General features: G+C 69.3%; 15 protein-coding genes. 6 read left to right on the top strand and 9 right to left on the bottom strand.

Features of this window, described 5'->3' with window-relative positions; all coding sequences use genetic code 11:
• Window positions 1–13 precede the first annotated feature (13 nt).
• A complete protein-coding gene (locus tag ACSFA7_RS09870) occupies window positions 14–871 on the bottom strand; it encodes a hypothetical protein (protein ID WP_435499196.1) in 858 nt (285 codons plus the stop codon).
• 138 nt (window positions 872–1,009) lie between these two features.
• Here ACSFA7_RS09870 and ACSFA7_RS09875 point away from each other — a divergent pair, with 138 nt between their 5' ends.
• A complete protein-coding gene (locus tag ACSFA7_RS09875; protein WP_176661327.1) occupies window positions 1,010–1,744 on the top strand; it encodes a helix-turn-helix domain-containing protein in 735 nt (244 codons plus the stop codon).
• A 4-nt stretch (window positions 1,745–1,748) separates the two neighbouring features.
• On the opposite strand, the gene pyrF is transcribed toward ACSFA7_RS09875, so the two are convergent.
• From pyrF to ACSFA7_RS09900, 5 genes are read right to left on the bottom strand one after another with little or no spacing between them, the layout of a single operon-like run.
• A complete protein-coding gene (gene pyrF / locus ACSFA7_RS09880) occupies window positions 1,749–2,573 on the bottom strand; it encodes an orotidine-5'-phosphate decarboxylase (protein ID WP_176661326.1) in 825 nt (274 codons plus the stop codon).
• Between the two features lie 34 nt (window positions 2,574–2,607).
• Complete coding sequence (locus ACSFA7_RS09885; protein WP_435499197.1) at window positions 2,608–3,393, bottom strand: uracil-DNA glycosylase family protein; 786 nt, start codon at window positions 3,391–3,393, stop codon at window positions 2,608–2,610.
• Window positions 3,393–3,935 (bottom strand): ribosomal protein S18-alanine N-acetyltransferase, encoded by a 543-nt coding sequence (gene rimI / locus ACSFA7_RS09890; RefSeq protein WP_435499198.1) that lies wholly within the window; start codon window positions 3,933–3,935, stop codon window positions 3,393–3,395. Before rimI ends, ACSFA7_RS09885 begins: the two co-directional genes overlap by 1 nt.
• Entirely contained in the window at window positions 3,932–4,657 is a 726-nt protein-coding gene (gene tsaB, locus ACSFA7_RS09895; RefSeq protein WP_435499199.1) for a tRNA (adenosine(37)-N6)-threonylcarbamoyltransferase complex dimerization subunit type 1 TsaB, read from the bottom strand. Before tsaB ends, rimI begins: the two co-directional genes overlap by 4 nt.
• Window positions 4,658–4,705: 48 nt before the next feature.
• Window positions 4,706–5,479, bottom strand: a complete 774-nt coding sequence (locus ACSFA7_RS09900) for a DeoR/GlpR family DNA-binding transcription regulator (RefSeq protein WP_435499561.1) — start codon at window positions 5,477–5,479, stop codon at window positions 4,706–4,708.
• Window positions 5,480–5,559: 80 nt separating this feature from the next.
• Here ACSFA7_RS09900 and ACSFA7_RS09905 point away from each other — a divergent pair, with 80 nt between their 5' ends.
• The 3 genes from ACSFA7_RS09905 (at window position 5,560) to ACSFA7_RS09915 (ending at window position 9,339) form a co-directional block, all read left to right on the top strand.
• Window positions 5,560–6,147 (top strand): NUDIX hydrolase, encoded by a 588-nt coding sequence (locus tag ACSFA7_RS09905; protein WP_435499200.1) that lies wholly within the window; start codon window positions 5,560–5,562, stop codon window positions 6,145–6,147.
• Window positions 6,148–6,166: 19 nt separating this feature from the next.
• Window positions 6,167–7,591 carry a D-alanyl-D-alanine carboxypeptidase/D-alanyl-D-alanine endopeptidase gene (gene dacB, locus ACSFA7_RS09910; RefSeq protein WP_435499201.1) on the top strand — a complete coding sequence of 475 codons (1,425 nt, stop codon included), beginning with the start codon at window positions 6,167–6,169 and terminating at the stop codon, window positions 7,589–7,591.
• Window positions 7,592–7,773: 182 nt separating this feature from the next.
• Entirely contained in the window at window positions 7,774–9,339 is a 1,566-nt protein-coding gene (locus ACSFA7_RS09915) for an alpha/beta hydrolase family protein (RefSeq protein ID WP_435499202.1), read from the top strand.
• Here the strand turns inward: ACSFA7_RS09915 and ACSFA7_RS09920 are convergent, their stop codons facing one another.
• From ACSFA7_RS09920 to purE, 3 genes are read right to left on the bottom strand one after another with little or no spacing between them, the layout of a single operon-like run.
• Window positions 9,340–10,341, bottom strand: coding sequence for an L-threonylcarbamoyladenylate synthase (locus ACSFA7_RS09920; RefSeq protein WP_435499203.1), 1,002 nt, complete (start codon window positions 10,339–10,341; stop codon window positions 9,340–9,342).
• Complete coding sequence (locus ACSFA7_RS09925) at window positions 10,338–11,531, bottom strand: 5-(carboxyamino)imidazole ribonucleotide synthase (protein ID WP_435499204.1); 1,194 nt, start codon at window positions 11,529–11,531, stop codon at window positions 10,338–10,340. Before ACSFA7_RS09925 ends, ACSFA7_RS09920 begins: the two co-directional genes overlap by 4 nt.
• Window positions 11,528–12,079 (bottom strand): 5-(carboxyamino)imidazole ribonucleotide mutase, encoded by a 552-nt coding sequence (gene purE, locus ACSFA7_RS09930; RefSeq protein WP_206176169.1) that lies wholly within the window; start codon window positions 12,077–12,079, stop codon window positions 11,528–11,530. Before purE ends, ACSFA7_RS09925 begins: the two co-directional genes overlap by 4 nt.
• A 36-nt stretch (window positions 12,080–12,115) precedes the next feature.
• Between purE and ACSFA7_RS09935 the strand changes: the two genes are divergently transcribed.
• Together ACSFA7_RS09935 and ACSFA7_RS09940 are read left to right on the top strand one after the other, a co-directional pair.
• The gene (locus tag ACSFA7_RS09935; protein WP_435499205.1) at window positions 12,116–13,036 is read left to right on the top strand and encodes a tetratricopeptide repeat protein; all 921 of its coding nucleotides are present in this window, start codon (window positions 12,116–12,118) and stop codon (window positions 13,034–13,036) included.
• Window positions 13,037–13,162: 126 nt separating this feature from the next.
• The gene (locus tag ACSFA7_RS09940; RefSeq protein ID WP_013544157.1) at window positions 13,163–13,471 is read left to right on the top strand and encodes a helix-turn-helix domain-containing protein; all 309 of its coding nucleotides are present in this window, start codon (window positions 13,163–13,165) and stop codon (window positions 13,469–13,471) included.
• Window positions 13,472–13,478: the final 7 nt, after the last annotated feature.

The raw sequence follows: 13,478 nt of genomic DNA on the forward strand, positions 1-13,478 counted from the left end.
CGAAGAATTCTCCTCAGGCCGTCAGGGCGGCTGCGTCGGGATTGTGCCGCAGCAGGTTCGCTTGCCAGCCCTTCTCCAGCGACCTGAGCGCCATCAGAACCGGCAGGCCCGCTAGCGCCGCCGTCAGGTGCTTGAGCGTGTGGCCGGAGACCAGATGCTGCGTCGCCTCGTAGATCTGCCGGTCGCCCATCTCGAAGACCTTGGCCAGTGCGTAGAAGAAGATCACCCAGCCCAGCTTGAGCCCCAGGGCGCCGCGCATCGGCCGGGCCATCGCCAGCACGAGCACCAGCGCCATGCCGCCGAACTGCACCAGCGCCCAGGGCATGACGTTGCCGGTTTCCTGCGACACCTCGGCCGCCAGCAGGCCCGCTGTCAGGATGAACCAGGCGGCCGGCCAGCCGGCGCGCTGGCTCACCCGTTCGCACACCGCGATGCCGATCAGCCCCGCGAACGCCACCGCCATGCCGGCGCGGTCCGCCGCGAGCCGGGGGGCGTCGGGCATCAGGTGATAGAAGGCCGAGCCGGCGGCGGTGGCGATCAGGCCGGCGAAGAAGAGCCAGGCGCAGTCCAGCGTGTTGTCCGGCGGATCGCTGGCGGGCGGCGCGAGCGGGAATTCGGCCAGCGCCTCCTGGTGCGAGCGGTCGATCCGGTTGAGGCGGTACAGCCCGAGGAAGCCGATGGCCACGAACGGCAGGTTGCTCAGCACGTCCATCGCGTTCGGCAGCCCGTGCCAGGCGCGGTTGTCCGCGAAGACCGAGGCGAACGCCACGTCGGCAGCCGGCAGCGCGGGGCCGAAGAAGGCGAGCAGCGTGAGCAGCGCGAAGGTGAAGAACAGGGCGCGTTCGCGGCGGCTGAAGGCGGGCAAGAGCATGGCGGTCCTCGGTGGATGGGTAACGAGCCGCGGAATTTAGTTGCCAGCCTCTCTGGAGGCATCGAGAATCGATACGAGGCACTATTTCACACCCAACGGTATCCTTTTCTAATACCCACCTCGCGCCCTGAACCCCTCATGAGCACCACCGTCGACCTCGTACTCGCCCTCAAGAACGAACTCAAGAACGCCCGCATGACCTACGCCGACCTGGCCCGGTCGCTCGACATGGCCGAATCCAGCGTCAAGCGGATGCTGGCCAAGAGCGACATGCCGCTGTCGCGCGTCGATGCCATCTGCCGGGCCCTGAAGATCGATTTCGCCGAACTGGCCCGGCGCGTGGCCGACGCCCAGCCGCTCCTGAAGGAACTCACGCACGAGCAGGAAAAGGCGGTGGTCAAGGACAAGAAGCTGCTCCTGGTGGCCATCAGCGTGCTGAGCCAGTGGACGCTGGAGCAGATCGTGGCGGCCTACCGCATCAGCGAGGCCGAGTGCATCGGCTGCCTCGCGCAGCTGGACCGCATCGGGATCATCGAGCTGCGTCCGCTCAACAGGTACCGCCTGAAGCTCGCCAAGACCTTCCGCTGGCGGCCGCACGGCCCGGTGATGGAGTTCTTCCGCGAGAACGTGGTGCTCGACTACTACCGCGGCGGCTTCGACGGCCCGGCCGAGGGCCTGCTGCTGGTGCACGGCTCGATCAGCCGCTCGCTGGCGCCGGCCTTCCTGGAGCGCCTGCAGCGCGTGGCGCAGGACTTTGCGCAGCAGCACCAGACCGACCAGAAGCTGTCGGCCAAGGACCGCGAGGGCTACACGCTGCTCTTGGGCATGCGCAATTGGGAGTTCGAGCTCTTCACCCGCCTGCGCCGCGCCTGAAGGTTCAGGGCTTGGCCGCTTCGAGGGCGTCGCGGGTCGCGCGGGCCGCGTTCTTGGCCGCATCCGCGAAGTCTTCGCCCGACGAGGCGTAAATGATCGCCCGCGACGAATTCACGATGATCGGCGCATCGGCCTTCCAGCCGGCGCGCACCGTGGCGACCGCATCGCCACCCTGGGCGCCGACGCCCGGGATCAGCAGCGGCACCGTCGGCGCGAGTTCGCGCACCCGCTCGATTTCCGCCGGGTAGGTCGCGCCCACCACCAGGCCGAGCTGGCCGTTGAGGTTCCACGGCCCTTGCGCCAGCTTCGCGACGTGCTCATAGAGGAAGGGCTGGCCCTCGATGTCCGCCAGCCGCTGGCCCTGCAGGTCGGCGCCCCCCGGGTTGCTGGTGCGGCACAACAGGAAGGCACCCTTGCCTTCGTGCTTGAGGTACGGCGCCACCGAGTCGAAGCCCATGAAGGGCGAGAGCGTCACCGCGTCGGCGCCGTAGCGCTCGAAGGCCTCGATGGCGTACTGCTCGGCGGTCGAGCCGATGTCGCCGCGCTTGGCATCCAGGATCACGGGCACGTGGGGCGCGTTGCGGCGCATGTGCTCCATGAGTTTCTCGAGCTGGGCTTCGGCGCGGTGCGCGGCGAAGTAGGCGATCTGCGGCTTGAAGGCGATGACCAGGTCGGCCGTCGCGTCGACGATGCGCGCGCAGAAGTCATAGATGCTGGCGGCATCGCCCTTGTATCCCCCGGGGAACCTGGCCGGCTCGGGATCGAGCCCCACGCAGAGCATCGAACCGTTTTTTTGCTGTGCGGCGGCCAGCTTGTCGAGAAAAGTCATGGGGGTCGATTTTAGGGACCCCATTCAGGCAGACCTAATTCGACGGCGTTTGCTGGTCGGCCGCGAGGCACAAATCGGCCCAGGCGCGCGCCTTGTCGGCAGGATTCCGCAGCAGGTACGCCGGGTGATAGGTCGCCACCACCGGCACGCCGTTGACCGGTGCCAGCGGCACCGCGCGGCCGCGCAGCTTGCCGAGCGGATCGCCGCTCTGCATCAGGCTTTGCGCGGCCAGCGGGCCCATCGCCAGCACGACGCTCGGCGCGAGCGCGGCGGCATGTTCCCCGAAGGCTTCGTCCATCTGGCGCGGGCTGCCGGGCTGGCCGGCCGCCACGCCGCGGTGCGTGCGCATCAGGTGCACGGGCGTCCTGCCGTCGTGCAGCTTCAGGGCGCGCAGCATGTTGTCGAGCAGCCGGCCGGCATCGCCGGAGAAAGGCTCGCCGTGGCGGCCGTCGGCCTCGGGGGGCATGTCGGCCACGACGAGCCAGCCGCCTTGCGGGGATTCCGGGGCTTCGGCGGCATCGGCGTAGAGGCGGCAGGGCGCTTCGACCAGCACGGCGGCGCCTTGCGTTGCGGGCGTCGTGGCAGGCCGGGCAACCGGGGCGGGAGCCACGGGCCTCGCAACGGGCGCGGGCGCTTGGGCGGCGACCGGCGCTTCTGCCACGTACCGCTCGGCGACCGGTTCCGGCGCTGCCGCAACCGCCTCCTCGACGACCGGCGCAGCCTCGATCACTTCAGGCATCGGCCACCAGACCTTCACCCCCATCTCGTCGAGCATCGCGCGCTGGCGCGCATCGAGCTTCAATGTCTGCACCGCATTCATTACTTCAGGGCTCCCCAGGCGGAGCCTGTTTCGTTCAAACGCAAACTCATCACGACCGCGTCTTCACGCTTGCCTTCGAACGCCGGGTAATAGCCCTTGCGCACGCCGACGCTGCGAAAACCCTGGCGCGCGTAGATCTCCAGCGCGCGCCGGTTGCTCTCGCGCACCTCGAGCCAGAGCCACTGCGCGCCCTCGGCGCGCGACCAGCCGGTGAGCGCCTCCAGCATCAGCGGCGCCCAGCCCTGTCGCTGGAAGGCCGGTGCCACGGTGATGTTGAGCAGGTGCACCTCGTCGACGCCCTTCATGGCGACGAAATAGCCGATGAGCGTCTCGCCCAGGCTGGTGACCGGCGAGGTCACGCCCTCGGCCAAGCCGGGCGCCAGCAGGCACTGGCAGTGATAGCCGACGGCCACCGAATCGGTGAAGTTCGCGCGCGTCCAGGGGTGGGTGTAGGCCGTCTGCTCGACCGCGCAGACAGCCTCGATCCGCTCGATGGTAAGCGGCTCGAGGCGGGCTTCGACGGGCTGGAGGACAGCGCTCATGCGGTGGTCGGTGGCGTAACGGCGGCAGCAGCAGCCGCCTTGATGGCAGCGCGCTCCTCGGTGGTTTGCGCCACTTTATCGCGAACATAGAGCGGCCAGGCCTGTGGCGCGGGAACGATCCGCCCGGCCGCGAGCAGCGCCGGAGCCAGTCGCAGCATCGCGGTGGCGGTGGGCAGCACCTCGTGGCGGGCGACGGCCGGCGCGAGGCGCGGGCCGTAGGCGGCGAAAGCATTGCCGGCGAGCGACCAGCCGACGGGCACTTCGAGCGCCTCGGGCGAGAGCAGCAGCGGCTCGTCGTCGCCACCGAGCGGGCCGGCAGCATCGAAGTCGTAGCGGGCGGCGTAGAGCTGGTCCATGCGCGCATCGAGCACGGCGACCACCTGACGGGCGCCGAAGGCGTGGCGTGCTTCCTCCGCGACGGCCAGCAGCGTGTCGACCGGCAGCAGCGGCACGTTGGCGCCGAAGGCCAGGCCCTGCGCCACCGAGCAGGCGGTGCGCAGACCCGTGAACGACCCCGGTCCGCGGCCGAAGACGATGGCATCGAGATCGGCCAGCGCCAGCCCGGCGTCGGCCAGCAATTGCTGGATCAGCGGCAGCAGCGTGGTCGAGGCCTGTGCGCCGCCTGCGCCGCTGTGTGCGAGCAGCTGCTCGCCGTTCTGCACGGCCACCGACAGGTGCTCGGTGCTGGTGTCGAAGGCGAGGAGGCGGGACGCAGTGGGCATCCCCCGATTATCGAGGGCGCCTCGAGGCCATGCCGGCGCGGGGATGTATCAGCCGGCACCCGGATCGTCGCTGCGCAGGATGGCGAGTCCGGCCTTGCGCAGCGGCGCCAGCGCCTTGGCGGGCGCGTCCGGCGATACCAGCAGGCTCGTTGCCGCGGTGACGGGGTTGATCACCCAGGCCGATGCCACGCCGAGCTTTTCGGACGAGGCGAGCACGACTGTCTCGGCCGAAGCGGCCATCAGCGCGCGCTTGATCTCGGCTTCCTCGATGTCGCCGGTGGTCAGCCCCGCCTCGGCGTGCACGCCGGCGACGCCCATGAAATAGGTGTCGGCGTGGACCCGTGCAATCGCGCCCATGGCCGCGGCGCCCACCGCCACCAGCGAATGCTTGAAGAGCCGCCCGCCGATCAGCACCACCTCCAGCTGCGTGTGCGAAACCAGCTCGATCGCCACCGAGGGGCTGTGCGTCACCACCGTCGCCTGCAGGTTCTTCGGCAGGTGGCGCGCGAGTTGCACGGCCGTGGTACCGCCGTCGATGAAGACCACCTGCCCGGGTTTCACCAGGCGCGCGGCGGCGCGACCGATGGCCACCTTCTCGTCGGGCGCGAGCTGCTGGCGGCTCGCGAAATCGGTGTCGGCCGGCGCAATGGGCAGCGCGCCGCCGTGCACGCGCTGCAACAGACCTTCGGCCGCCAGCTCGCGCAGGTCGCGGCGGATGGTGTCTTCGGAGAGCGCGAGTTCTTCGCTGAGCGACTTGGCGACGACGTTGCCGTCGCGCAGCAGGACCGAGAGGATGTGTTGCTTGCGCTGGCGGGTGAGCATCGGCCAATGGTAGCGGGCTTGCACGTTTTCTGCACGAATTTTCTTGTTATTGCACGAATCTACATCTATGCTCGCCGCCCATGACCCTCCAAGACCGCGTCCGGGTGCACGAAGTCACCCTCCTTTCCGACAACTGGTACACGCTCAAGACCACCCGCTTCGAGTGGCGGCGCAACGACGGCCAGTGGCAACGCATGGACCGCGAGACCTACGACCGCGGCAATGGCGCGACGCTCCTGCCCTACAACCTCGCGCAGCGCACGGTGCTCTTGACGCGTCAGTTCCGCTACCCGGCTTTCGTCAACGGCCACGACGACCTGCTCATCGAAGCGGCCGCAGGCCTGCTGGACAACGCGGCGCCCGAAGAGCGCATCCGAGCCGAGGTCGAGGAAGAACTCGGCTACCGGCTCGGCACGGTGCAGAAGATCTTCGAGAGCTTCATGAGCCCCGGTTCGGTGACCGAGAAGCTGCACTTCTTCATCGCACCCTACGAGCCGGCAATGCGCATCAGCAGCGGCGGCGGGCTGGCCGAGGAGGGCGAGGACATCGAGGTGCTTGAACTCGGCATCGACGAGGCGCTCGCGATGGTGGCCGACAGCCGCATCGCCGATGCCAAGACGGTGATGCTGCTGTATCACGCGAAGCTGCACGTCTTCGCCACGGTGTAGCGCCCGGGATAATGGCCGGATGCCTTTCGCCACCCGCCTGATTCCGCCCCTCCTCGTCTCCCTCGCTACGCTGGCCTCGGCCGGCGCCTTCGCCCAGCAGGCCCTTCCCACCGGCGTCGAAGCCGCCCTGGCGCGCGCCAAGGTGTCGCGCGAGACGGTGACGATGCTGGTGGTCGATGCGGACGGCACCCGCCCGCCGCGCCTGGCCTGGCGCTCGCAGGTGCCGGTGAACCCGGCGTCGATGATGAAGCTGGTCACCACCTACGCGGCGCTCGACCTGCTCGGCCCCGCCTACAGCTGGAACACGCCGGTGTACGTCGAGGGCACGGTGAACAACGGCGTGCTCGACGGCAACCTCTACATCAAGGGCCAGGGCGATCCGAAGCTGGTGCTCGAGCGCGTGTGGCTGATGCTGCGCCACGTGCAGGGCCTGGGCATCACCACGGTGAGCGGCGACATCGTGATCGACCGCAGCGCCTTCGAGAACACGGCCGAGAACGACCCGAGCGCCTTCGACGGCGAGCCGCTGCGGCCCTACAACGCGTCGCCCGACGCGCTCTTGATCAACTTCAAGTCGGTCAACATGACCTTCGCGCCCGACCGCGCCGGGCAGATCGCGCGCGTGAGCTACGAGCCGCCGCTCGCGAGCGTGGCGATGCCGGCCACCGTGCCGCTCGTGCCCGGCGAATGCGGCGACTGGCGCACTGCGCTCAAGACCGATTTCAGCGACGTCAATCGCATCCGCTTCAACGGCGGCTTCCCGGCCGCCTGCGGCGAGAAGAGCTGGGCCGTGGCGTACGGCGATCCGCGCACCTACGGCATGCGCGCGCTCGGCGGCATGTGGGCCGAGATGGGCGGGCGCGTCGGCGGCCAGATGCGCGAAGGCCGCGTGCCTGCGGGCCTCAAGCCGGCCTTCGAGTTCGGCTCGCCGCCGCTGGCCGAGGTGATCCGCGACATCAACAAGTACAGCAACAACGTGATGGCGCAGCAGGTGTTCCTCACCATCGGCCTCACGCAGAAGAACCGCGGCACCTTCGAGGCCTCTCGCAGCGCGCTGGGCCAGTGGTGGCGCGACCGCATCGGCACCGGCGAGGCACCGCCGGTGTTCGAGAACGGCTCGGGCCTGTCGCGCGACGAGCGCATCAGCGCCGCTGCGCTCGGCAAGATGCTGCAGGTGGCGTGGCGCTCGCCGGTGATGCCGGAGCTGATGTCCTCGCTGCCCGCCTCGGGCGTGGACGGCACGCTGAAGAAGCGGGCGCTGCGCTCGGGCGGTGCCGCGCACCTGAAGACCGGCACGCTGCGCGATGCCTCGGGCGTGGCCGGCTATGTGCACGGCGCGAGCGGGCGGCGCTATGTGCTGGTGGCCATCGCGAACGGCGAGAACGCGGGCGCCACGCGCGCCGCGTTCGACGCGCTGGTGGACTGGGCTGCGCAGGACAACTGACGGCATCCGCGGCCGCCCGTCATCGGCCGTGTACTGAAATCTTCTGCCCGGCAATGCCCGCTTGCGCACGGCCATGGCGCCGAACAGAATCGGACGGTCGTTCTATTCCAAACAGATCCATAAGGATCATCCAGCGCAGGAGACATGCCTTGACGAAGCCGCACCCCCCCTCTTCCAACCCGATGCGCAAGACAGCCGTCCTGACGGCCCTCACCGGCGCAACCCTGTTGCTGCTCGCCGCCTGTGGCGGCGGTGGTGACGGCGGCGGGGGTATCGGCGTGATCATTCCTCCCCCACCCGCGCCCGACAACGGCCGGGGCTCGGTGGTCACCAGCCCGCCGGAGCAGACGGCCAAGCTGTCGGCCGATCAGTTCAAGGCCAGCCTGCAGGCCAGCGACCAGGGCAAGGCGCTGCTGCAGGTGGCGGGCACGCCCAAGTGCGGCGTCGACCTGCGCTACCTCGAATACCGCACCGTCGGCGCGAAGAACGAAGCCACCAACGCCACCGCCGCGATCATGGTGCCCACCGGCGCCGACACGGCCTGCAGCGGCCAGCGGCCGGTGGTGCTCTATGCCCACGGCACCAACCCCGCCAAGAGCTACAACCTTGCCAAGTGGACCGACACCACACAGCCGGCTGCCGGCGAGGGCCTGATGGTCGCCGCGATGTTCGCGGCGCAGGGCTACATCGTGGTCGCGCCCAACTACGCGGGCTACGACAAGTCGACGCTGCCCTACCACCCGTACCTCAACGGCGACCAGCAGGGCAAGGACATGGTCGATGCGCTCACCGCGGCGCGCAAGACCTTCTCGGACATCGGCGCGAACGCCGCCGGCTCGCTGTTCATCACCGGCTACTCGCAGGGCGGCTACGTGGCGATGGCGGCGCACCGTGAGATGCAGGCCACGGGCAAGGCCGTGACGGCATCGGCGCCGCTGTCGGCGCCCTCGGCCATCAGCCTCTTGACCGACTACACCTACCAGGGCTGGCCGGCGCTGGGCGCGACGCTGTTCGTGCCGCTCCTGTCGACCAGCTGGCAGCAACAGTTCGGCAATGTCTACAACGCCACCAGCGATGTGTACGAAGCGCAGTACGCCACCGGCATCGACACCCTGCTGCCGAGCGCGACGCCGGGCACGCTGTTCTCCAGCGGCAAGCTGCCGCAGCTGGCGCTGTTCCCGGCGAACGCCACGCCGGGGCCGGTGAGCCCCGAGCTGTCGATCTTCTACGGCGCCAACAACCTCATCAAGCAGAGCTTCCTCACGCAGGCGGCCGGCGACATCCAGGCCACGCCCTGCCCCGGCAATGCGCTGCCGGCCACCCCGGCGTCGCTGGGCTCGGCCTCGCCGCTGGATTGCAGGCCGGCCACGGGCTTCCGCAAGGCGGCGCTGGCCAACGACCTGCGCAACTGGGTGCCGACCCGGCCGGTGCTGATGTGCGGCGGCGCCAACGACCCGACGGTGAACTTCGTCAGCACCCGCGCCACATCGGGCTATTTCCGCGCCAAGGGCGTGCCGGCCGCCTCGCTGGCGGTGGTGGACCTGGAAGATTCCGCAGCGATCGACGCCTACTCGGCCGCCCGTGCCGGCTTCGCGCAGGCCAAGGACCTCTTGGCGCAGAGCACGCCGGGCAGCGCAGCCGACAAGGCGCAGGCCGTACTGCTCGCCTACCACGGCACGCTGGCGCCACCGTTCTGCCTGGCATCGGCGCGCGGCTTCTTCCAGGGCGTGCTGGCTGCAGGGGGCTGATCAGGCGGCCGAGGCTCGTTGGAGCCGGTCGCGCACGCCTTCCCACTCGGGCGTGTCGGGCGGCGTCTCGACCCAGATCAGCTTGACGCCCTGTGCGTCGAACTCGCGCAGCACCGCGAAAAGCTGGTGCGCGCTGGCCGCCGCGTCGTCGGGCATGCGCCGTTGCAGCACGCGCTGCGAACGGCAGCGCAGGCTGGTACGCGACCAGACGGCGATGTGCGCGGCATTGGCGCCGAGCACGTCGAGTCCCGTCTGCAGCGCCTTGGCGTCCATCAGCCGCACCTTGGCGTTCGGCGCGTAATGCGCCTCGAGCGTGCCCGAGGCGCGCGGGTCGGGGGTTTCGAGCACATCGCGATCGCTGAGCTTTTCGCCGCAGGCCGCCTCGATCTGCGCGCGCGTGATGAGGCCGGGGCGCAGCAGCACGGGCGCGCCGCGGCTGCAGTCGACGATGGTCGACTCGATGCCGACTTCGCAGGCGCCGCCGTCGACGACCGGCACCGCATCGCCGAACTCCTCGTACACATGCTGGGCAGTGGTCGGGCTCACGCGGCCGAAGCGGTTGGCGCTTGGGCCCGCGACGCCCGGCACGCCTTGCTCGGCGCAGGCTTCGAGCAGCGCCTGGGCCACGGGGTGCGAGGGGCAGCGCAGGCCGATGGTGTCCTGCCCGCCCGCCGCGGCAGCGCCCACGCCGGGCTGGCGCGTGACGATCAGCGTGAGCGGGCCGGGCCAGAAGGCCTGCACCAGCTTTTGCGCAAAGAGCGGCAGCGGCTGGGCAAAGCGCGAGAGCGCCTCGGTGCCCTTCATGCCGGCCGCGATATGAACGATCAACGGATGGTCGGCGGGTCGCCCCTTGGCCTTGAAGATCCCGGCCACGGCCATGTCGCTGCTCGCGTCGGCGCCCAGGCCGTAGACGGTCTCGGTCGGGAACGCGACCAGCCCGCCCGCGCGCAGCACGCGCACGGCCTCGGCGATGGCCTCGGGGGATTGGCCGTCGAGGATCATGCGAGGCCGGTCACTTCCACCGGCGGCAGTCCCAGCAGCAGCGCGGCCTGCGAGGCGTTGGCGCGCACGCTCTCCAGCGTGGCGCCGGTGAGGGTCAGGTGGCCCATCTTGCGGCCGGGCCGCGGCTCGATCTTTCCGTAGAGGTGCAGGTGCACGCCCGGCAGCGCGAGCACGTCGCTCCAGCGCGGCGAGACCGGCTTTTCATCGCCCGAGGTGAACCACAGGTCGCCCAGCAGGTTCAGCATGATCGCGGGGCTGTGCTGGCGCGGTGCAGCCAGCGGCAGCCCGGCGAGCGTGCGCACCTGCAGCTCGAACTGCGACACGTCGCAGGCTTCCATCGTGTAGTGGCCGCTGTTGTGCGGTCGCGGGGCCATTTCGTTGACCACCAGCGAGCCGTCGGCCAGCGCGAAGAACTCGACGCACAGCACGCCCACGTAGCCCAGGCCGTTCGCGATGCTTTTCGCGGAATTGACCGCGCCCTGCGCCACCGTCTTGGGCATGTTCAGCGCATGCACCTCGGTGACGGCGAGGATGCCGTCGCGGTGCAGGTTGCGCTGGGGCGGAAAGTGCACGACCTGCCCGTCGCGGCCGCGCGCGAGGATCACCGAGCATTCGAATTCGAGCGGCAGCAACTTCTCGAGCACGCAGGGCACGCAGCCGGTGGCCTGCCAGGCCTCGACCAGCTCGGCGCGCGTCTTCACGCGCTGCTGGCCCTTGCCGTCGTAGCCCAGGCGGGCCGTCTTCAGGATGCCGGGCAGGAGGCGGTCTTCGACGGCGGCGAGCTGGGCTGCCGTCTCGATGGCCGCGTAGGGTGCACAGGGCACGCCGCAGCGGGTGAAGTGGGCCTTCTCGGCGATGCGGTCCTGCGCGATGGCGATGGCCGAGGCATTGGGCGACACCGGTCGCGCCACTGCCAGGTGCTCCAGCGAGGGCGCGGGCACGTTCTCGAACTCGGTCGTCACCGCGTCGGCCAGGCCGGCCAGGCGGGCGAGGCCGTCGACATCGGCGTAGTCGGTGTGGATGTGGTGGTGGCTCACCCGGCCGGCGGGGCTGTCGGCGTCGGGGTCGAGCACCGCGGTGAAGTAACCCATGCGCTGGGCGGCATGCGCGAACATGCGGCCGAGCTGGCCGCCCCCGAGCACGCCGAGCGTGGCGCCCGGGAGGATGGGCAGGTCACCGTTCTTGGTCACAGGGCACCTCCGCCTTGCGGCGAGAAAGGAGAAACCGCGGGGGCCTCGCCGGCGGGCGCCGGCGGCAGCGTCATGGCTTCGGCGGCGGCCGTCTGGGCCGTGCGGAAGGCGTCCAGCTTCGCGCGCAATGCCGGGTTGTTCACCGCCAGCATCGCCACCGCAAACAGCGCCGCGTTGGCCGCACCGGCATTGCCGATCGCAAAGGTGGCGACGGGCACGCCCTTGGGCATCTGCACGATGCTGTAGAGGGAATCGACGCCCTGCAGGTGGCGGCTGGCCACCGGCACGCCGAGCACCGGCACCGTGGTTTTCGAGGCCAACATGCCCGGCAGGTGGGCCGCGCCGCCCGCTCCCGCGATGATCGCGGTGAGCCCGCGCCCGGCGGCGCTTTCGGCGTACGCGAACAGTGCATCGGGCATCCGGTGGGCCGAGACCACCTTTGCTTCGTGCCCGATTCCGAATTGCTGGAGAATCTCGACCGCGTTGCGCATCGTCTCCCAATCGGAGCTCGAGCCCATCACTACACCGACCTGAATGGTTTCGTTCATGGTTTCAATTTTACGTTTCACCCCCAGTTGGTTCCGATGATCGACATCACTCTCGAAAATTTCCAGGCCGAACTGATCGAAGGCTCTGTCGCCACGCCGGTGCTGCTGGACATCTGGGCCGAATGGTGCGGCCCCTGCAAACAGCTCGGTCCGGTGCTCGAAAAGCTCGAGGTCGAGTACGCCGGCCGCTTCACGCTGGCCAAGCTGGACGCCGACAAGGTGCCGCAGATTTCGTCGCAACTCTCCGAAATGTTCGGCGTGCGCAGCATCCCGTTCTGCGTGATGTTCAAGGATGGCCAGCCGGTCGACGGCTTCGTCGGCGCCATTCCGGCCGAAAAGATCCGCGAATTCCTCGACAAGCACGTGCCGGGCGCCGACGAGGCCGAAGCCGCCTCGGAAGAAGCCGCCGCGCAGGAGGCGTTGGCTGAGGGCGATACCGAGGGCGCGCTCGAAAAACTGCAGCACGCCGTGGCCACCGACCCGGCCAACGACGACGCCCGCTTCGACTACATCAAGCTCTTGCTGCAGGAAGGCCGCGCCGACGACGCCAAGGTCGCCTTCGCCCCCGTGATCGCCAAGACCGGGCTGGTGCGCCGTTTCGACTCGCTGCAGCGCTGGATGGATGCCATCGATTTCGCAGCGCCCGTCACCGGCACCGCCCCTGCGATCGCCGAGTTCGACGCGAAGATCGCCACCAACAAGCGCGACTTCGACGCCCGTTTCGGCCGCGCCCGCCTCCTGATGGCCGCGCAGCGCTGGACCGACGCGATGGACGAGCTGCTCGACATCCTGATGCGCGACAAGACTTGGAGCGAAGACCTCGCCCGCAAGACCTACATCGCGATCCTCGACGTGATCGAGCCGCCGAAGGTGAAGGTGGCCGACGGGCAGATTCCGCCGGACGATCCGGTCGTGGCCACGTACCGCCGCCGGCTCAGCAGTGTGGTGCTGAGCTGAAAGCAGAAAAATGCGCAACTTGATGCGCATTGAATTCAAAAAGCGACCCAAGGGTCGCTTTTTTATTGCCTATTCATCCCTAGATAGATAGCATTGCTACTCAATTTAAAGAAAAAGCGCACGCCAATGCTCCAACTCACCGAAGAACTCGAAAAAGCCCGCAAGGCCGGCGGCCTGAGCCAGGAAGCGCTGGCCACCCAGGCGGGCCTCTCGCGCATGACGGTGCAGCGCATCGAAAGCGGCCAGATCGATCCGCGGCTCTCGACGCTGCTCGAAATGGCGCGCGTGCTGGGGCTCGAACTGATGCCCGTGCCCGCCACCCTGCGCCCGCAACTCGAAGATTTCGTGCGCTCGGGCGGCCGCCTACTCGGCCAGCCGGCGGGCGTGGGCGCGCCGCCGTCCATTGCGCAGAGCCTGGCTGACGAAAGCCGGTGAGCACCCG

Source organism: Variovorax trehalosi, from assembly GCF_051216415.1.
Lineage (GTDB): Bacteria > Pseudomonadota > Gammaproteobacteria > Burkholderiales > Burkholderiaceae_C > Variovorax.

What these genes read in the sequence shown, in the direction of transcription:
- dacB (WP_435499201.1), top strand. Translation starts at nt 6,167, where the DNA reads ATGCCTTTCGCCACCCGCCTGATTCCGCCCCTCCTCGTCTCCCTCGCT.
- rimI (WP_435499198.1), bottom strand. Translation starts at nt 3,935, where the DNA reads ATGAGCGCTGTCCTCCAGCCCGTCGAAGCCCGCCTCGAGCCGCTTACC.
- ACSFA7_RS09870 (WP_435499196.1), bottom strand. Translation starts at nt 871, where the DNA reads ATGCTCTTGCCCGCCTTCAGCCGCCGCGAACGCGCCCTGTTCTTCACC.
- pyrF (WP_176661326.1), bottom strand. Translation starts at nt 2,573, where the DNA reads ATGACTTTTCTCGACAAGCTGGCCGCCGCACAGCAAAAAAACGGTTCG.
- ACSFA7_RS09905 (WP_435499200.1), top strand. Translation starts at nt 5,560, where the DNA reads ATGACCCTCCAAGACCGCGTCCGGGTGCACGAAGTCACCCTCCTTTCC.
- ACSFA7_RS09885 (WP_435499197.1), bottom strand. Translation starts at nt 3,393, where the DNA reads ATGAATGCGGTGCAGACATTGAAGCTCGATGCGCGCCAGCGCGCGATG.
- ACSFA7_RS09920 (WP_435499203.1), bottom strand. Translation starts at nt 10,341, where the DNA reads ATGATCCTCGACGGCCAATCCCCCGAGGCCATCGCCGAGGCCGTGCGC.
- ACSFA7_RS09915 (WP_435499202.1), top strand. Translation starts at nt 7,774, where the DNA reads ATGCGCAAGACAGCCGTCCTGACGGCCCTCACCGGCGCAACCCTGTTG.
- ACSFA7_RS09900 (WP_435499561.1), bottom strand. Translation starts at nt 5,479, where the DNA reads ATGCTCACCCGCCAGCGCAAGCAACACATCCTCTCGGTCCTGCTGCGC.
- ACSFA7_RS09935 (WP_435499205.1), top strand. Translation starts at nt 12,116, where the DNA reads ATGATCGACATCACTCTCGAAAATTTCCAGGCCGAACTGATCGAAGGC.
- ACSFA7_RS09940 (WP_013544157.1), top strand. Translation starts at nt 13,163, where the DNA reads ATGCTCCAACTCACCGAAGAACTCGAAAAAGCCCGCAAGGCCGGCGGC.
- ACSFA7_RS09875 (WP_176661327.1), top strand. Translation starts at nt 1,010, where the DNA reads ATGAGCACCACCGTCGACCTCGTACTCGCCCTCAAGAACGAACTCAAG.
- purE (WP_206176169.1), bottom strand. Translation starts at nt 12,079, where the DNA reads ATGAACGAAACCATTCAGGTCGGTGTAGTGATGGGCTCGAGCTCCGAT.
- tsaB (WP_435499199.1), bottom strand. Translation starts at nt 4,657, where the DNA reads ATGCCCACTGCGTCCCGCCTCCTCGCCTTCGACACCAGCACCGAGCAC.